Here is an 18,378-nt window from a genome sequence, read left to right on the forward strand (position 1 = left end):
AACAGGTGTTCGATGGCATGGGTCTGTTCGGGTGGTCCACATTTGCAATAGTGAACGGTGCAGCGGAGGGCGCAGTGCCCGGTCCGCATCCACCCCGCCCGTGCACCCCTTCTCCGCCCCAGGCCACCCGTCGGCGGGGTGCGCGACGCGAATCCGGGGGCGTGACCGGACACAGGGGCGTGAGCATTGCCGTCCCGCCGTCCCGCCGTCCCGGCGTCCTGCCGCCCGCGGCCTGCAGCGGCCCCTCCCCGGGGCCCTGCCTCGTAGCCCGGTTTGCCGTGGGCGCGCCCGTTCCCGACTCGACGCCTCCTGCCCCACCCCGTAGCTGGGTCTCACTCGCAGTCGGTTCGGTGCCGAGCCCGACCTCGGCACCGAGGCGGCCGGGTTGGGCACAACCCACGAATATCGTGGTCGTTCGGGCGGCCGTCCCCGACACGGGCCCAGGCCTGTCCACGACGAGCCCGTCGCCGCCGGGTGTCACTCGACCGGCGGTGTCCGTCCCCGAACCCTCCGACAGCCACCTTGATCAGCGCACCGGGGACATGAACCGCACCTCGGCAGCCCATGTCCCAATCCCGCCGATCATGGCGGTGAACACGCCCCGAACCGGCCCGATGATCATCGCGAGGGGGTGGATCAGGACCACCGCAAGGTGCGCGAGCACGCGGCAGCGACGGGCTCGTCCGGACAGGCCTGGGCCCGCGTCGGGGACGGCCGCCCGGCCAGCCACGATATTCGGCAGTTGTGCCAACCCGGCCACCCCACCGACAGGCAGGAGCAGCCGAACCCGGCCGACCACGCGGAAGGCCAGGACCGGGGTGTGAGGCAGTGGTCGCGAGCCGGGAACGGCGCGCCCACAGGAGATTTCATGACCATATGGACGTGAGAGGGGTTGGATCTTCCCCGAATCCCTCCCATGCCTATCTGATCATGAAACGGGCACTGCGGAACGCGGGCGGCCATGAATCATCGAGTAGTGCCATCCCTGAAGAGGTAGATCTGCGGGACCCATCGCAGGATGCGATTGGTCAGGTCGTGACAGGTGACGTATTCGGACCCGAGAGGCGGGCGAACTCCCAGGGGGTCATGCGTGCAGAACGGCTCTGTCGAGTAGCGGTTGTCCGCAGTCGTCCTCGTGCGGGCGGGCTACTCGGGCAGCAGCACCACCTTGCCGAAGGGCAGTCCGGCCTCCACGCGCCGGAGTGCGGCGTCGGCCTCGGTGAGCGGGAGGCATTGGTCGATGACGGGGGAGAGCCGCTCCTCCGCCAGCAACGCGGTGATCCTCTTCCAGGAGAGCTGCAGGTCCTGCGAGGTGACCGAGTTCAGGCTGAAGGCGTACAGCGTCGGTGACCTGTGGAAGTCGCGCAGCAGTGGAGCGAAGGCATCCGGTGGAGGCGGTCCGGCAGCTCCGCCGCACAGCACGTAGCGGCCGTTGGGGCGCAGCTGTTCCAGGTGCTGCCCGAGCGCCGGACCGGCCACCGTGTCCACGATGACGTCGTAGGTGTCGCCGTCCGGAGGGGCGGAGCTGGTCCGGTCGACCACGTGCGTGGCGCCCAGCGCACGCAGGCGCTCGCCGCGAGCGGCGGACGACGTGACGACGGTGACCTCCCCTCCTCGAGCGCGGGCGATCTGGGTGGCGTGCACGCCGATCCCGCCGCCGGCACCGAGAACGAGCACGCGCTCTCCGACGCTCACCCCCGTCCGGTGCAACGCGTTCTCGGCGACCAGCGCGTTCAGTCCCACTGCAGCCACATCGCTCGCGTCGGCGCCCTCCGGCGCGGGGAGGAGCCTCTCCGCGTCGGCGACGACCTTCTCGGCGTAGCCGCCGAAGGCGGGAAGCACTGCCAGGAACCGATGGCCGACCAGTCCGTCGGGGGTGTCCGGGCCCGTGGCCACGACGCGGCCGACGACCTCGATGCCAGGCGTTGCCCCGGCGCCGGGGAAGGTGGCGTACTCCCCTCGGCGGGACATGACGTCGACGTAGCCGACGCCGACCGCGTCGACCTCGAGCAGTACCTGGCCCGCGGCCGGAACCGGTTCGGGGGCATCGGCCACGGCGAGTTCCTCGGCCGACTTGACGATCACCGTGAGCACGGGCATCTCCCACTTCGTTTCGTTTCGTTCCGGATCGGAACGCTACTGACGCCTGCATGTGCTGTCAACGGTCACGCTGGACGGGGCGCCTGCCCCGTGATCAGGGTTGCTGTCGGTGGTGCTGCGCGTCGATGGAGCGCAGACCCGCGTCGGTCGCAAGCCCTCGGAGGGCGACGCGCACGAGTTGCTCGCTCAGATCCGGCCCCAGGTCGGCGTGGGCGAACAACATCCGGAACACGACGGGTGCGGCGAGGAGGTCGATGGTCAGCACGGGGTCGAGCCCGGGGTGCAGATCACCGCGTTCGACACCTCGCTCGAGCACGCGGGCGCCGACCTCGCGGCGTGGTTCCCAGACCGATTCCAGGAATCGCCTCTTGAGGTTCTCGTCGTCGGCCAGATCTGCCACCAGCGGCGGCAGGAGCTTCCCGAGCATCACGTCGTCCATGGAGCGGCGAAGCTCCTCGACCTGGATGACGAGATCGCAGTGCGTGCAGCCGGTGTCCGTGTCCGGCATCGTCACGATGTCCCGGGTCATGGCGTCGACCACGACGTGTTTCAGCGATGGCCAGCGGCGCCGGATGGCAGGCTTCGTGGTTTCGGCGCGCACCGCCAGGGCGTCCACGGTCAACCCGCGGTAGCCGACCTCGCCGAGCAGTTCCCGGGCGGCGCCGAGTACCGCATCGGTGATCCGCTCATCGCGGGGCCGTCCCACCTCGCCTGCGCCCTTCTGCCGGGTTGGCCCCACCCGGGGCGTCGGGAACCTTAGCCCTCCCCGTGCGGCAGCGTCTCTCGGCGGATCCCGAACTGCATCACGTCGCGGGGGCGATCGGGCTGCGTGACGACATCGTCAGAGTCGGGGCTTGTGACCGCGAGTGCAGATGAATTGGTAGAACCACGCGCGGAACCGCGGGTCGAGCAGCAGATCGCAGTAGCGCTTCAGCTCGTCCTCGGTGATTCCGGCAGCGAGCAGTGGTGCGTCGATCTGCAGGATGAGACTCCGGTGGTAGTGGCACCCCGTGCCGCCGCCGATGGTGGTCTGCGAGTGCTCGAACGCGTAGATGTCGACGAGCCCGGCCGCATCCATGTGGTCGCCCACCTCGTGGGCCCATCGCATGGACTGACCAGCGGCTGCCCCCACGACGTTGTGTCCGACGTCCTGGACGCGGTCGAACACCTGAATGTCGGACCGGCTTGCCGCGGACACCGCGTAGGGCAGGCGGGCGCCGTACTCGCCGATGACCAGCCATCCGCCCGGGGCGAGGGCGTCGACGAGATCTTTCAAGATCTCCTTGCGCCGCGACAGGTGCAACAACACCAAGCGAGCGTGGATCAGGTCGAACGGGCCGCCTGGCGGCACGCCGTCGTTGATGTCGTGGCGAAGGATGTCGACGCCGGCTCGTCCGACGAGGAAGTCGGTGTTGATGTCGACCGCGACGACCCCGCCGGTGGGACCGGTCCGCTCGGCCAGCCAACGCGCGATCGAGCCGTCGCCTGCGCCGACGTCCAGGCAGCGCCAGCCCGGCTGCACCCCCACTCCCTCGAGCATTCCGTGCGTGGGAGCGTCCAACAGCATCGGCAAGGAGGCGAGCTGCTCGCGTCCCAGGTCGGACGCGCTGTCGAGGATGTACTCCGCGCCGTCCATGTCGCGCCTCACCCCTCATCTCGCCGTAGGTACGTGCAGCCTGGTCGTCCGGAATGGTACGAACGCCACTGGCCTGGCGCTGTCCTCGAGCTTTCCCGGCGCTGTGGGTCGGAACGGAGCGGGACGCGCATCGCGGTTGTCCCCGGGTTTCGCCGTGGCGATACTGGGCGGCCGGCGAGGATCCGGCTGTCCGCGCGCCGGCCCCGCGGTGCCGACCCGCCGAGCTGCCGCGGGCACCCCGGGACTTCGTGGGACGCCGGGCCGAGCTCGCGGCGCTCGACGAGTTCGGTGCCGCCGAGAACGGAGCCACGGTGGTGGTGGTCAGCGGCACCGCGGGGGTCGGCAAGACCGCGCTGGTCACCCACTGGGCCCACGGCGCCAAGGGGCGCTTCCCGGATGGTCAGCTCTACGTCGATCTCCAGGGCTTCAGCCCGAACGAACCGCTGCCGGCCACCGCGGCCCTCGGCGGGTTCCTGCGGTCGCTGGGAGAGGACCCCGCGACGATCCCGTCGGATCCGCTCGAGCGTGCCGCCCGGTTCCGCACCCGCAGCGACGGGCGTCGCCTGCTGGTCGTGCTGGACAACGCAGCTGCTGGCCGAGCTCCACAACGAGGAGGACCGTCTCGATCTGCTCGAGACGGGAGACGATCACACTTCGGTACGGGCGGTGCTGTCCTGGTCCTACCGCCGACTCGCTCCCGAGGCCGCACGCCTGTACCGGCTCTGCGGTTTCCGCTGCCCGCACCCCGGGCACCACCTCGACGTCCACGGCGCAGCGGCCTTGCTCGGTGCGACGGACCTCCGCACCGCCCGGCGGTTGCTCGGCGAGCTGGTGCGCTCCGGCCTGATGGAGGTGGCACCGGATGGCCGCCACCGGATGCACGACCTGCTGCGGGTGCGCTCGAGCTGCATTCCAACGGCGGCGACCGGGCGCTGAACGTCACCACGACGATCTACCTCGCTGCCGCCTCCGCCGCCGACGGGCGCGTCGACGACGCCGTCCGCCTCGGGCGGGAGGTCGAGGCCGACCTGAACGCGACGGCCGACGCCAGGTTGGCGATGCCGCTCCACGCGCTCGGGTGCTTCCTGCGTCGGCGGTGTCGGTCGCGCGAGGCGTTGCGGTACCTGCAGCCGGCTTCCGGCATCCCCGCCGTGCACCCGGCGGTCCGGGCCCGGTCGCTGAACGGGTTGTGGTGATCCGCACGAACCGGAACGGGGTGTTCACCGAACACGGTTCATGAGCACCACCACCGCCGCCCGACCCGGGGCTGATCACCCACCGGGACGGGGGATCCCGCGCCTGCCCGCAGCGATGATCGGGCTGCTGGCGGTGGCCGCGGCGCTCGGGTTCGGGCACCTGGTGGCGGGGGTGGTGTCGCCGGCGTCGTCGCCGTTCCTGGCCGTGGGGGACACGGTGATCCGGTTCTCCCCGCAGTTCCTCACCGAGTTCGCCAAGGCCACCTTCGGGGTGGCGGACAAGCCGGTCCTGCTCACCGGCATGGCAGTGGTGATCGCGGTCGTGGCGGCGGCGGCCGGGCTCGCGTCGCGGCGTCGCCGCGGGCCGGGTGTGGTCGCGGTGTCGGTGCTGGGGGTGCTCGGCCTGGCTGCCGCGGTCTTCGCGCCGGTCTTCTCCCCGCTCGATCTCGTCGCGCCGCTCGTGGCGTCCGCGGTGGGCGTGGCGGTGTTCGTCGGGCTGCACGCGCTCGCCCTGCGCGCCTGCGGCGCCCGAACCGCCGATTCCGGTGCCCGCCTGTCGCGACGCGCCGTGCTGGTCGGCTCGTCGGCCGCGGTCGCCGTGATGTCCGTGGGGGCCGGTCTGGGCGGAATGCTGCTCAGCGGGGTGGGCGACTCCCGGCAACGCGTCACCGCGCAGCTGGCCCGGGTCCGGTTGGCGAAGCGGGCACCCGCGATCCCCGCGGGTGCGGCGTTCCCCGAACTCGGGACCCCCACCTTCCTCACCGCGAATCGCGACTTCTACCGCATCGACGTCGCGCTGCGGGTGCCCGCCCAGCGCGCGCAGGACTGGACCATGCCCATCCACGGCATGGTCGACAACCCCTTCACCCTCACGTTCGACGACCTGCTGACCCGGCCACTGGTGGAGCGCACGATCACGATGACGTGCGTGTCCAACCCGATCGGCGGGGACCTCGTCTCGACCGCGAACTTCGTGGGGGTCGAGCTGCGCGACCTGCTGCTCGAAGCAGGCATCCGGCCCGGCGCCGATCAGATCTACTCCACCAGCATCGACGGCTGGTACACCGGTACGCCCAGCGAGGTGCTGCTCGAACCCGGGCGCGGGGCCCTGTTGGCGATCGGGATGAACGGCGAAGCGCTGCCACCCGAGCACGGGTTCCCGGTGCGCATGGTCGTGCCCGGCCTCTACGGCTACGTGTCCGCGACCAAGTGGGTCGTCGACATGGAGGCCACCACCTTCGACGCCAAGCCCGGCTACTGGCTCGAGCGTGGCTGGGCGCAGAAGGCGCCGATCAAGACCCAGTCCCGCATCGACACGCCACGCGGCTTCGCCACACTCCCCGCCGGTCGGCTGGTGGTGGCGGGGATCGCCTGGTCCCAACCCGTCGGCGTCAGCCGGGTGGAGGTGCGCATGGACGGCGGCGCCTGGCAGGAGGCGGAGCTGTCGACCGAGGTCACGGGCGATACCTGGCGGATGTGGCGACGCGAGTTCGACCTCTCTCCCGGGAGCCACACGGTGCAGACCCGCGCCACCGACAGCAATGGCCTCACCCAGACCGAACAGCGCGCCGACCCGATTCCCGATGGCGCTTCGGGTTGGCCCGCCACCATCTTCAGCGTTGCGTGAAAAATCTGCCTGAAATGCCGGTCCGACCTGCAAGGGGGTGGTCACCGGTCAGGTCCGTTACACAACCGTGACCTGTAGTGGTGAACCGCCCGAAGCGCGGACACGAATGCTCTGCGAGCCCGGAACGCCCGGGGATGTTTCTGAAGGAGTTTCCGTGCGCACCATCAAGCGAGCTGCCGCTCTCGGCGCTCTGGCTGCACTGACCGTGACACTTTCCGCATGCGGCGGCATGGATGGAGAAGCGGGGGGCGCGACGCCGAGCGCGCCGGCGGCGCCGGCGGCGCCGATGACCTCCGCGCCCGCCGCGGCCGCTGCCGCGGACGGGGTGACCACCAACGCCGACGTGTTCGGACCGGCCTGTTCCCAGCTCCCGCAGGGTGACGAGCCCGGGTCGCTGAACAGCATGGGTCCGCAGCCGGTGGCCACCGCGGCGAGCACGAACCCGCTGCTCAGCACGCTCGTCACCGCCGTCGGACAGGTCGACGGCCTGGCCGACACCCTCAACTCCCAGGAGGCGATCACGGTGTTCGCCCCCTACAACGGCGCGTTCGACGAGGTCAAGGCGGCGCTGGGGGACCAGGCGTTCACCGAGCTGCTGGGCAACCAGGAGCAGCTGGGCGGGCTGCTGTCCTACCACGTGGTTCCGAAGCGCTATGACGCAGCGGGTCTCGTCGAGGCCGCGACGGTGACCGAATTGGCCGGTGGGGATGTCACCATCGGTGGCACGCCCGAGGCCCCCACGGTGACCGACGGCATGGGCAACACCGCCAACGTCCTGTGCGGCAACATCCCGACCGAGAACGCCACCGTGTTCGTCATCGACAAGGTTCTCATGCCTGCCGGCTGACCCGAAAACTGCAAGAAAACGCCCGGGGTGGCCTGAATCAATCGGGCCGCCCCGGGCTCCTTGCGGAGAGGGCGCGCAAATCGTCGAAGGCGTGGGGCGAGATGTGCGTCCGAGCCGCCGCGCTCGTCGCGGCCGGGCACGCCGTCACGGGCCTGGCGCGCTCGGACGCTGACGGCGCTCGTCTCCGGCGTCGGGTCCTGAGGCCAGGTCCTAGTGTGTCGACATGTCGTCGGCCCGAGATGGACGCGTGAGCGATGTGTCGAGGGCGGTGAGCCGCGGAGCGAACTTCCCCGCTTTCGGCGAGTACAACGAGGCCGTCATCCTCGACGCGGTACGACGCGCCGCGTCCGACATCAGCCGGGTCGAGCTCGCGCAGATCACGGGGTTGTCCGCGCAGACCGTCTCGAAGGTGACCCGGCGACTCATCTCCGCGGGCATCGTCCGCGAGAAGGGCACCGTCAGCAACGGGCCGGGCAAACCCCGCACCATTCTCGAGCTCGACGCCAAGAGGTACTACGCGGTGGGTGTGCACCTCGACCCCGCGGTGCTGACCTGCGTGCTCCTCGACCTGGTCGGCGGTGTCGTCGCCCGCCGTTCGGTGGACCTGCGTGAGCAGGCCAAGCCGGATGCGCTCATCGGCCGCATCACCGATGTGATCGACGACGTGGTGGCCTCCGTCGGCATCGAGGAGGCCCGGGTGCTCGGGGTGGGCATCGCGAGCCCCGGTCCGTTGGACTCGCGCACCGGCATCGTCAGCCATCCGCCGCACCTGCGGGAATGGGGCACGGTCCCGCTCCGTGCCGCGTTGATCGAGAAGACGGGCTACTCCGTGCTCGTCGAGCGGGACGTCACCGCTGCGGTCGTGGCCGAGCTGTGGGCGCCCGTCGACGACGCCGTCGCCGACTTCCTGTTCCTCTACTACGGCACCGGCGTGAACGCGGGGATCGCACTGGGACGTGACGTGGTCCGCGGGGTGAACGGGCGGGCGGGAGCGGCCGGCCACGTCAGCACCGGGCCGGGTGGGGAGCCGTGCTTCTGCGGTCGCGACGGCTGCCTCGACTCGACGTGCACGCCGGAGATCGTCGTGCGCAAGGCGCGTGATCTCGGGCTTCTCCCGTCGCGGGCCGACGGCGCCGAGGGTTCCGCGTCGTCGCTGCTCGCGGACATGACAGCGCTGGTGGCGCAGGTCCGGGAGAACCCGCAGGGCCCAGCCGCGACGCTGCTGGCCGAGACCGGTCGCCGGATCGGCCGCGCGGTGGCCACCCTCGTCGCGGTGATCGACGTGACCAGGGTCGTGCTCGGTGGCCCGTTCTGGGAAGTCGCCGAGTCTGCGCTGGTCGAGTCGTTGCAGAGCGTGCTGCGCACCGACGCGGCCCTGCACGCGCGGGGCCGGATCGAGATCGTCGGGGCGGCCGTCGGCACCGACGTGGCCGCAACCGGTGCGGCCTGCCTCGTGCTCGACAACGCGTTCTCCCGCCGACCCTCGTCCATCCTGCTCGCCCCCTGACGGCCCGGGCGCCGGCAGCGGCGGACAATCTTGACAGAGTTAATCTCATCCGTTTACATACCCCGGCGAGCCTCGCACCCGCACCGTGCCGCACGTCGACGGATGACAAGGGAGTCAATGATGAAGTCCCTGCCGCGATACGCGGTCCTGGCCACAGCGGCTGCGCTCGCCGTGTCGCTCACCGCGTGCGGCGACAGCGGTGACGACGACGGGGTGGTCGACCTCACCTTCCGCCAGTTCGACGAAGCGAGCCAGATCGAGGGCCTCGTGACGGCCGTGGACGCGTGGAACGCATCGCATCCCGGGATCCAGGTGACGCTGGAGACCGTGACCGGCAACAACGCGAAGGAGCAGTACGCCCGTGAGGCGAGCACCGGTGCCGGGCCAGACGTCGAGCAGCTGGCCCTGGCCTGGGTGCCCGACCTCGCCAAGCCCCAGATCCTGCTGCCGCTCGACGAGCTGATCGCGGGCAAGGCGCCGGGGCAGGGCATCGACGACTTCCTCGCCACCGACCTCGTCCGGTTCGACGGCAGCACGTGGGCACTTCCCTGGACGGCCGACACCTTCGCGCTCACCTACCGACAGGACGTGCTCGCCCGGTACGGACTGGCCGCTCCGGCCACCTGGCAGGAGTTGCTCGACACCGCGGCCGCCGTCTCCCGCCAGTCGGGTGGCGAGACCGCCGGATACTGCTTCTCGGCCGGCAGCAGTCCCGACGCGGCCCAGTGGTTCATGATCAACTACTATCTCTGGTCGAACGGCCAGAGCCTCGTCGAGCAGAACGGCGCGGGCGAGTGGGTCCTGGGCGTCGACGCGGCGCAAATCCAAGGGGCCATGGAGTACTTCGCCGACTTCTTCACCACGGGCGCGACGGATCCCGGCATGGTGGGCGTGACGAGCTTCGCCGACCCGGCGATCGTCGAGGGGCTGCGCTCGGGGACCTGCGCCATGAGCAGCCTTCCCCCTGCCGCCTTCCGCGACGCCGAGGCCGGCGCCACCGGGCCGCTCATGACCGCGCCGATGCCGGGAGGCACCGAGACGACGATCTCGCACCTCGGTGGCCGCGCGCTCGGGATCAATCCCAACAGCGAGCACCCGGACGAGGCGTGGGAGTTCATCCAGTACCTCATCAGCGCCGACACGTTCGCCACCTACGAGCAGTACCCGGCGCAGAAGGCGGTCCTCGAGGGGCTCGACGTCCCCGACTCCGAGGTGGGTTTCACGCAAGCGCTGCCCAACGCGGTGTCCTTCGCCCGGTACACGGCGTCCGGGATCCCGGTGACGTCGATGCAGAAGATCGTGAACCAGCAGTTCGGCGCGGTCTACTCCGGGCAGTCCCCGCCCGCCGAGGCGGCCACCGGCCTGATCGACCAGTTCCGCGAACTGCTCGACGACTGACGGGGAGCAACGGTGACGCTCATGGTCCGGGGCCGGAAGGCCACGCGCGCACCGGTGCCCGCGCCGCGTGCGCCCGATCGAATGCGACGCGCGCAGCCCTATCTACTCCTCTCGCCCGCCATCCTCGTGCTGGGCGCGCTGTTCCTCTTCCCGGCGATCTACAACATCCTCACCAGCTTCCAGGAGACCTCGCCGTACTCGGTCGCGGGTGATGCGGAGTGGGTGGGCCTCGAGAAGTACGTCGAGGTCCTGACCGACCAGCTCACCTGGGACGCGGGCGCCAACACGCTCTTCTTCCTCACCGCATCGACGGTGGTCGTCCGGATCGTTCTCGGCGTCGCGATCGCCGTGTTGCTCAACGCCGACGTGCTGCGCCGGTGGAAGCTGCGTGGCATCGCCCGGACCCTGGTGCTCGTGCCGTGGATGATCCCGCCGACCGTGGCGGTGGCCGCCTGGCGCTGGCTGCTCGACCCCCAGAGCGGGTTCATCAACCAGTCGTTGCTGGGAATGGGGCTGATCGATGCGCCCATCGCCTTCCTCGCCGACACCGCCACCGTCTGGTACGCGATCACCACGATCATCGTTTGGCGGGAGCTGCCGTTCGTCGTCATCGTCGTCACGGCCGGCCTGCAGTCGATCCCGCGCGAGCAGTACGAAGCGGCGGCCGTGGACGGCGCCAACGGCTGGCGCAGGTTCGTCCACATCACCCTGCCGAACCTGCGGCCCGTCATCTTCGTCGCCACGATGCTGACGACCATCGCGACCTTCAACAACTTCGTCTACGTCTGGCTGACCACGGGCGGCGGTCCCGGAACCTTCACGCAGGTCTTGGCGACGCAGCTCTACTCGTCGGCCTTCGTCGACAACGACCTCGGCCGGGGCGCGGCGACCGGGATGCTCATGATGTTCGTCATGATCGCCTTCGCGGCGGTGTACATGAGCATCGCATTCAGGAAGCGGGACGTCTGATGGGTGCGCGGATCGAGAAGATCGCGGTCAACCGGCGGATTCCGCCCGGGCGTCGCGCACGCGACATCGGCACGGTCGCCCTCGCCGCCGTGGTGCTGGCGATCCTCATCTTCCCCTTCGGGTGGATGGTCCTCACCGCTCTGCGACCGAGCGACTCGCTGTTCGCCCCGGTGAGCTGGGGGTCGCTGTTCGGCGGCCTCACCTTCGACAACGTCGTGGCGCTGTTCGAGGCCGCGGACTTCGGGCGCTACCTCGTGAACAGCCTGATCGTGGCGGGCGCGGCCACGATCATCACGGTCGTGCTGGCGGCCGTCGCGGCGTACGCGTTCTCCCGGTTCAGCTTCCGCGGGCGGCGGTTCCTGCTGCTCTGCGTCGTGGCGACCCAGCTCTTCCCGTTCGTCATCCTCATCACCCCGATCTACTCGCTGTTCGCCCAGTACCGGGTCCTCAACACCTACCAGGGTCTGATCGTCGCCTACGTGGCGATCACCCTGCCGTTCTCGATCTTCCTGATGCTCGGCTACTTCGACTCGATTCCGAAGACGCTCGACGAAGCCGCGCAGGTCGACGGGGCCGGGCTGCCCACCGTGATCTTCAAAGTGCTCCTGCCGGTGGCGTGGCCCGGTGTCGCGACCGTGGGAATCTACGCGTTCATCAATGCATGGGAGGAATACCTGTTCGCCCAGATCCTCGTCACCGACAACGAGATGAAGACCGCGCAGGTGGCGCTCGCCAACTTCTTCGGCGAGTACACGACCCAGTGGGACCTCGTCATGTCGGCATCCGTGGTCACGGCATTGCCGACCATCGTCCTGTTCTTGATCGTGCAGCGCAGGCTCGTCGAGGGCCTGACCGCCGGGGGAGTGAAGGAATGACCGCGCGCCCGAACGTCGTCGTCATCTACGCCGACGACCTGGGGTACGGCGACGTCTCCTGCTTCGGCAGTGCGGACATCCCGACCCCGAACATCGATGCCATCGCCGAGCGCGGCCTGCGCCTCACCGACTGGTACTCGAACTCCCCGGTCTGTTCGCCGAGCCGTGCCTCCCTCCTCACCGGGCGCTATCCGGCGCGCGCGGGGGTGGACGAGATCCTCGGCGGCCACGCGGGCACGGCCGGCATGCCGGCCCAGGACACGCTGGCGAGCATCCTGGGCGGCGCCGGATACCGCACGGGCATCTTCGGGAAGTGGCACCTCGGCGTCGACCCCGGCAACAGGCCCGCCGACCGCGGCTTCGACGAGCAGTTCGGCTTCCTGGCCGGCTGCGTCGACTACTACTCGCACATCTTCTACTGGGCGTCCGACCGCAATCCCGTGCACGACCTGTGGCGCGACGGCGAGCACATCTACGACAACGGCCGGTATCTCACCGAGGTGATCGCCGACGAGGCGGCGGCGTTCATCGAGAGGTCGGCCGACCGGCCGTTCTTCTGCTACGTCCCCTTCAACGCCCCGCACTACCCGATGCACGCGCCCAAGGAGTACGTCGACCGCTTCGCGCACCTCGCGGGGGATCGTCGCATCATGGCCGCGATGATCGCCGCGATGGACGACGGGATCGGCCGGATCGTCGACCAGCTCACGCGCTCGGGCCTGCTCGAGGACACCATCGTGTTCTTCAGCAGCGACAACGGTCCGTCGGCGGAATCGCGCAACTGGCTCGACGGCGAGGAGATCTCCTACACCGGGGGGAGCACCGGCGGGCTGCGGGGGAACAAGGGATCGGTCTTCGAGGGCGGCATCCGCGTGCCGTCCGTGCTGTCGTGGCCCGCGGGACTCCCGGCGGGGGTGACCTTCGATCGGCCGAGCGCCATGATGGACCTGCTCCCCACGATCCTGCAGGCCACGACGGCCCCTGGTCAGGATCCGGTGGACGGCGTCGGTCTGCTCGAGGTCCTGCGCGGAGTTCCCCCCGAGGGCGAGCGGTCGCTCCACTGGGAGTACGAGGGGCAGAGCGCGCTGCGCCGTGGCCGGTGGAAACTCGTGTGCGATCCCGTCGACCGGCTGGGGGAGCCCAACGTCGAGGGGGTGCTGCTGTTCGACCTGCACAGCGATCCGGAGGAGACGACGGATCTGTCCGCGGAGCACCCCGACGTGGTCGACGCGCTGCGCGGCGAGCTCGAGTCGTGGCTGGCCGACATGGCCCGAGCACGCCGCACGCACTCGAGGGCTACGGCGGCGATGGCGACAACCGGGTAGCCTCCGCCCGCACCGCGCTGACCATGGCCTTCGCGGCTGCCGAGCGGTCGGCGGCCGTGAGCAGCACGGTCTGCCGCTTCGGCACGAGGCCGGGGTCGCGCACCGGGAGCCATACGACGCCGTGGGGCACGGTGTCCGCGGCCAGGCCCGGGAGGACGGACAGGCCCAGCCCCGCCGCGACGAGCCCGAGCCGGGTCTGCCAGCTGCGCGCTTCGTGGACGATGCGGGGAGCGGTGAGGGTCGGCCACGCCCCGAACTGGGGTTCGCCCTCACCTGCGGCTCCCACGATCCACGGTTCCTCGGCGAGGTCGTCGACATCCACGTGATCCCGCGAGGCGAGGGGGTGGTCGACGCCGACGGCCACACCCATGCCCCGGCCCAGGTCCAGGACCTCGACCCGAAGCCCGGTGAGGTCGTAGTCGGGCAGCCCGTCCCCGGTCGCCACCACGGCCACCTCGATCCGTCCGGCGCGCAGGCGGCGGACCTGTGCCGGGCTGCCGGACTCCCAGAGGGTGACCGCGAGGCCGGGGTGCTCGTCGCGCAGGCGCCCGATCGCCCGCGCAACCAGCGTCGCGGCCGCCGTCGGGTACGCACCGATGGCGAGGCGTCCCGCGATCCGGTCGCGCAGGCCGGCGATCTCCAGCTCGGCTGCATCCAACTGCGCGATGACGTGCCGCGCGCGGCGCAGGAACACCTCCCCGGCGGGGGTCGGCCGGACCCCGCGGGCCAGCCGCTCGAACAGCGCGGTCCCCATCGCGGATTCGGTGGCGCCGACCTGGCGCGACACCGCCGACTGCGTGTAGCCGAGCGCTTCCGCCGCCGCGGTGAAGGACCCCCGCTGGGCCACTTCGACCGTCACTCGCAGGCCGGCCAGCGTCACCTGCGACATGGTCTGATGCTAGTGCGGTGGTCACGGACGTCCACGTGGGTCATGCATCGCCGGGCCCCAGGCCCGCGCCCCCATCGACGGCGTGCGCGGCGCGAATCCGGGGGTGTGGCGGGAAAAGGGGTCGTGCGCCCTCGACCCGGGGCCCCCGGGGCCCTGCCTCGTAGGCCGGGTTGCGGTGTGCCGTTCCCGGCTCGAGACTTCCTGCCCCACCGTCGCCCGGGGCCTCACACGCAATCGGTTCGGCGCCGAGCCTGACCTCCGCGCCGAGGGTGGCTGGGTGGGGCAAGCCACGAATATCGTGGTCGGCTGGGCGGCCGTCCCCGACGCGGGCCCAGGCCTGTCCTGGACGAGCCCGTCGCGGCCGGGTGCCCGCGCGACTGTCTGTGGTGCCGTCCTCGAACCCTCTGACAACGGCCTTGATCAGCGAACGAGGGACATGAGCCGCACCCCTGCAGCTGGTGTCCCGATCCTGGCGATCATGGCCGGAAACACGCCTCGAACCGGCCCGATGATCATCGTGAAGGGGTGGATCGGGACCACCGCAAGGTGCGCATGCAAGCGACAGCGACGGGCTCGTCCCGAACGGGCCAGGGCCCGCGCCGGGGACGGCCGCCCACCCTGCCCGGATATTCGGTAGTTCTGCCAACCCGGCCATCCCGCCAACGGGCGGGATCCCGGGAACCCGGCCGACTGCGCCGAAGACCTGGACAGGAGTGAGGGACAGTGGTGGCGAGCCGGGGACGGCGCGCCCACAGGTGTTTTCATGACCAGATAGACGTGAGGGGTGTTGGATCTTCCCCGAATCCCTCTCAGGTCTATCTGATCATGAAAAGTGCGTTCCGCGGAACGCGGAGGCGGCCTTGATCAGCGAAAGTGGTCCCGAAACAGCAGATCTGCGGCCCTCGTACCATTCCTGGCGATCACGACGGCGAGTTGCGAGCGAGAAGTACGTGAGCGCGGTCGCGACGGCCCTGACGTACGACTCGCAGCACGCGCCCCGGTGCGATCGGTGAATGTGGACGACGCTCGCGGGGGTCGGTGCCTCACGCGCCGGCGGGGACGTGTTCCGCGTCCGCGGCATACGCCGAGTCGCGCTGGCTCTCGAACGACACGAGCCGCCGGCGCAGGGTGGTCGTGACCGCCTCGTAGGCGTCGGAATTGAGCAGCAGGCGCAGCGGCGGGTTCGCCGAGAGCGCTGCGGTGATCATGGCGTGGGCGACACCGGACTGGCTGCCGACCATGTCCTCGACCGGGATCCCGGGGCCGTCGGCGGGGCCTCCGCGGTACGGCGCGCTGAGGGGGACCCGCTCGGCGGCGTCGTAGAAGCTGGTGCGGACCATGCCGGGCTCCACGAGCATCGTCGTGATCCCGAACGGCGCGATCTCGGTCGCCAGCGCTTCGAAGTAGCCCTCGATCGCCCACTTCGTGGCGTGGTAGATCGCGAAGCCGGGGAAGACGATGTGGCCGCCCATGCTGGAGAGCTGGACGAGCACGCCTCCGCCCTGTTGCCGCAGGTGCGGGACGACCCGACGGGCGAGCTGCACGGAGCTGGTGAGGTTGGTCGCGATGGCTCGCTCGACCTGCTCGTCGGTGAGGTCCTCGGCGCTGCCGAAGACGCCGGAGCCCGCGTTGGACACCACCACGTCGATCCGGTCGTGATCGGCGAACGCCTGGCCGACCACCTCGTCGATCCCGGCTGTGTCGGTCACGTCGAGGCGGCGCCGCCAGAGCATGTCGCCGTACACGGCCGCGAGGTCGTCGAGCTGCTCGGGGCGTCGCAGGGTGGCGGCGACGCGGTCGCCACGCCGCAGCGCCTGCTCGGTCACCTCGCGACCGATGCCGCGGGACGCGCCGGTGACGAACCACGTGGTCGGTTCCCGCTCCCCGCGGACGGGGCTGGTGGCGCGGGCGACGGGGACCTTGCCCGGTGTGCGGATCATGAGAACTCCTTCGGTGGGTCGCCTCCACGATCGCCCGACGATGGGATGCGGACAAGCGATGCTTCTGCACCGGAGCCATGCGTATCACGCATGCCTCTTTCCGGGGCAGAACCCCGTGGCGGGCCACGGCGACCACTGCTAGTTTTGCCGAGGCCGTGCGAGAGAACGAGGAGGTGGTACCCGTGAACGCTGTATCCACATGGGTGCTCTCCTGCGGGGTCACGGTCGGGCGATAGGTCGTCCGGGAGCGCCGTTCAACGCGCACTCCCGAAGGGCACGACCATGCGATTCACTTCTGAACAGCGCCTCGACGACGGCGTCCTCGAACGCGAATTCACCCTCGGCGAGATCCCCGGCATCCTGTGGACGCCCGGATCCGCATCCGCACCGGCCCCGCTGATCCTGCTCGGTCATCCCGGGGGCCTGCACCAGATGTACCCCAGGCTGGTTGCCCGGGCCCGGCACTGTGCGGCGGAGGGCTTCGCCGCGGCCACCATCGAGCTCCCCGGGAGCGGGGACCGGCCCCGTTCCGCAGCCGCCGAGGAGGCCCGCGCCGACCTGCGTCGGGTGCTGGAGGCCGGTGAGCCGGTCGGCGACGAGATCGTCGACCGGCTCGTCCTCCCGCTGGTCGAGAAGGCGGTCCCGGAATGGCGGGCCGCCCTGGACACTCTCCTCCCGCTGCCCGGGATCGGCGAGCCGGTCGGGTACGCGGGAGGGGTGATCTCCATCGGCGTCCGGCTGGCCGTGGTCGAGCCGCGCATCTCGGCCGCCCTCCTGTACGCCGGGAGTTTCGTGCCCCGGGTCATCCTCGAGGAGGCCCGGCAGGTCGGCATCCCGCTGCAGGTCCTGCTGCAGTGGGACGACGAGTGGAACGACCGGCAGATGGCCCTGGACCTGTTCGACGCCTTCGGCACCAGGGAGAAGACCCTGCACGCCAACATGGGCGGGCACACCGGGGTCCCGCAGTTCGAGGGGGACGACGGGAACCGGTTCTTCGTCCGGCACCTGAAGTGAGATCGAACCGGCAGACCGGTAGCAGCCGGTAGGCGGCGTCGGCCAGGATGCCGGGCGAGGGAACTGTCGGGCGTCGATCGGGGTGGGTTGTGCGGGCATACGGTTTCGTGCGGACAGGCGGCCCGGAGCACGAGGAGTTCCTCGACGTCCCGGTGCCGGCGCCCGGCCCTGGCGAGCTGCTCCTGCGCGTGCGGGCCGCCGGTGTGAACCCGGGGGACTGGCGGTTGCGGGAAGGCAGCCATGGCACCGTGCCGCCCGCCGTCCTGGGGCGCGAGGTGGCCGGTGTCGTGGTCGCGCTCGGGGTGGGCAGCAGGGGTTTCGCCGTGGGCGACGAGGTCTTCGGTGGCTGCCCGGACATGGTCGGCGGGTGGGCCGAGCAGGCCCTCGTCACGGCCTCCTTCGCCGCGCACCGACCGGAGGCGGTGGCGCCGGAGGCCGCCGCGGCGCTGCCGGTGGCCGCGGGCACCGCGTACGACGCACTGACGAACCTCGACCTCCCGGCCGGGGCGACCTTGCTGGTCAACGGGGCCGGAGGGGGCGTCGGGCTCCCCCTCGTGCAGCTCGCACGAGCTCGAGGGCTGACGGTGGTCGGCACCGCGGGCCCCGGGAAGCACGAGCTCATCGCCGGGTTCGGTGGAGTGCCGGTGGCCTACGGCGAGGGCGTGGTGGACCGGCTGCGGGTTGCGGCGCCCGCGGGCGTCGAGGCGGTGTTCGACCTCGCAGGTGGGGAGTCGCTGCGGGCCGTGTCCGCCCTGCTCGCGGACCCGACCCGCCTGATCTCCGTGGCGGACAAGGCGCTCGGCAAGGAGCTGGGCGGGCGGGATCTCGTCCGCGACCGCAGCACGGCGGTGCTGGGTGAGCTGGCCCGGCTCGTGGCAGAGGGCGCGCTCGACCCGCACGTGACCGACGTCCGCCCGCTCGACGACGCCGCGGCGGCGCTGGCCGTGGTCGAGTCCGGGCACGCGAGCGGGAAGGTCGTGCTGAGGATCGGGTAGCGGTTCGACACCCCTGCCCGGGACCGGAGCCCTTGCAGGCGCGCAGATTGTCTGACAGCC

The 18,378-nt window shown here is 70.7% G+C and carries 15 protein-coding genes and 1 pseudogene; 11 read left to right on the plus strand and 5 right to left on the minus strand.

From position 1 onward, the window contains the following. Positions 1 to 1,146 precede the first annotated feature (1,146 nt). The 3 genes from CFP66_RS45845 to CFP66_RS45855 form a co-directional block, all read right to left on the minus strand. On the minus strand, positions 1,147 to 2,100 hold the full coding sequence (locus CFP66_RS45845) for a zinc-binding dehydrogenase (protein WP_094931824.1): 954 nt from the start codon (positions 2,098 to 2,100) through the stop codon (positions 1,147 to 1,149). A gap of 94 nt (positions 2,101 to 2,194) precedes the next feature. Then, complete coding sequence (locus tag CFP66_RS45850; RefSeq protein WP_233160286.1) at positions 2,195 to 2,839, minus strand: TetR/AcrR family transcriptional regulator; 645 nt, start codon at positions 2,837 to 2,839, stop codon at positions 2,195 to 2,197. Between the two features lie 102 nt (positions 2,840 to 2,941). Continuing rightward, the gene (locus CFP66_RS45855) at positions 2,942 to 3,736 is read right to left on the minus strand and encodes a trans-aconitate 2-methyltransferase (protein WP_094931826.1); all 795 of its coding nucleotides are present in this window, start codon (positions 3,734 to 3,736) and stop codon (positions 2,942 to 2,944) included. Positions 3,737 to 3,789: 53 nt separating this feature from the next. On the opposite strand from CFP66_RS45855, the pseudogene CFP66_RS50590 reads away from it, so the two are divergent. From CFP66_RS50590 to CFP66_RS45895, 9 genes and pseudogenes are all read left to right on the plus strand, one after another. Further along, positions 3,790 to 4,203, plus strand: a pseudogene (locus tag CFP66_RS50590) (AAA family ATPase); the annotation flags it as partial. A 58-nt stretch (positions 4,204 to 4,261) separates the two neighbouring features. After that, positions 4,262 to 4,672 carry a hypothetical protein gene (locus CFP66_RS49780; RefSeq protein ID WP_094931828.1) on the plus strand — a complete coding sequence of 137 codons (411 nt, stop codon included), beginning with the start codon at positions 4,262 to 4,264 and terminating at the stop codon, positions 4,670 to 4,672. 300 nt (positions 4,673 to 4,972) lie between these two features. Beyond that, positions 4,973 to 6,559 carry a molybdopterin-dependent oxidoreductase gene (locus tag CFP66_RS45865; RefSeq protein WP_094931829.1) on the plus strand — a complete coding sequence of 529 codons (1,587 nt, stop codon included), beginning with the start codon at positions 4,973 to 4,975 and terminating at the stop codon, positions 6,557 to 6,559. Positions 6,560 to 6,788: 229 nt separating this feature from the next. Further along, positions 6,789 to 7,406, plus strand: a complete 618-nt coding sequence (locus CFP66_RS45870) for a fasciclin domain-containing protein (RefSeq protein ID WP_233160287.1) — start codon at positions 6,789 to 6,791, stop codon at positions 7,404 to 7,406. Between the two features lie 247 nt (positions 7,407 to 7,653). Beyond that, positions 7,654 to 8,913: an ROK family transcriptional regulator gene (locus CFP66_RS45875; RefSeq protein ID WP_158228472.1), complete on the plus strand. Its 1,260-nt coding sequence runs from the start codon at positions 7,654 to 7,656 to the stop codon at positions 8,911 to 8,913. Between the two features lie 120 nt (positions 8,914 to 9,033). Beyond that, complete coding sequence (locus tag CFP66_RS45880) at positions 9,034 to 10,311, plus strand: ABC transporter substrate-binding protein (protein WP_158228473.1); 1,278 nt, start codon at positions 9,034 to 9,036, stop codon at positions 10,309 to 10,311. A 21-nt stretch (positions 10,312 to 10,332) separates the two neighbouring features. Continuing rightward, the gene (locus tag CFP66_RS45885) at positions 10,333 to 11,280 is read left to right on the plus strand and encodes a carbohydrate ABC transporter permease (RefSeq protein ID WP_094931837.1); all 948 of its coding nucleotides are present in this window, start codon (positions 10,333 to 10,335) and stop codon (positions 11,278 to 11,280) included. After that, complete coding sequence (locus tag CFP66_RS45890) at positions 11,280 to 12,155, plus strand: carbohydrate ABC transporter permease (RefSeq protein WP_094931840.1); 876 nt, start codon at positions 11,280 to 11,282, stop codon at positions 12,153 to 12,155. The genes CFP66_RS45885 and CFP66_RS45890 overlap by 1 nt, the downstream gene beginning before the upstream one ends. After that, entirely contained in the window at positions 12,152 to 13,480 is a 1,329-nt protein-coding gene (locus CFP66_RS45895; RefSeq protein ID WP_094931842.1) for a sulfatase-like hydrolase/transferase, read from the plus strand. Before CFP66_RS45890 ends, CFP66_RS45895 begins: the two co-directional genes overlap by 4 nt. On the opposite strand, the gene CFP66_RS45900 is transcribed toward CFP66_RS45895, so the two are convergent. Then, on the minus strand, positions 13,452 to 14,369 hold the full coding sequence (locus tag CFP66_RS45900) for a LysR family transcriptional regulator (RefSeq protein ID WP_094931844.1): 918 nt from the start codon (positions 14,367 to 14,369) through the stop codon (positions 13,452 to 13,454). The genes CFP66_RS45895 and CFP66_RS45900 overlap by 29 nt on opposite strands. A gap of 1,043 nt (positions 14,370 to 15,412) precedes the next feature. Beyond that, positions 15,413 to 16,309 (minus strand): SDR family oxidoreductase, encoded by an 897-nt coding sequence (locus CFP66_RS45905; RefSeq protein ID WP_094931846.1) that lies wholly within the window; start codon positions 16,307 to 16,309, stop codon positions 15,413 to 15,415. A gap of 282 nt (positions 16,310 to 16,591) precedes the next feature. On the opposite strand from CFP66_RS45905, the gene CFP66_RS45910 reads away from it, so the two are divergent. Both CFP66_RS45910 and CFP66_RS45915 read left to right on the plus strand, forming a co-directional pair. Next, positions 16,592 to 17,323 (plus strand): alpha/beta hydrolase, encoded by a 732-nt coding sequence (locus CFP66_RS45910; protein ID WP_094931848.1) that lies wholly within the window; start codon positions 16,592 to 16,594, stop codon positions 17,321 to 17,323. A 107-nt stretch (positions 17,324 to 17,430) separates the two neighbouring features. Then, the gene (locus tag CFP66_RS45915) at positions 17,431 to 18,318 is read left to right on the plus strand and encodes an NADP-dependent oxidoreductase (protein ID WP_233160288.1); all 888 of its coding nucleotides are present in this window, start codon (positions 17,431 to 17,433) and stop codon (positions 18,316 to 18,318) included. Positions 18,319 to 18,378: the final 60 nt, after the last annotated feature.

Origin of the sequence: Pseudonocardia sp. MH-G8 (assembly GCF_002262885.1) — a bacterium.
Taxonomy (GTDB): domain Bacteria; phylum Actinomycetota; class Actinomycetes; order Mycobacteriales; family Pseudonocardiaceae; genus Pseudonocardia.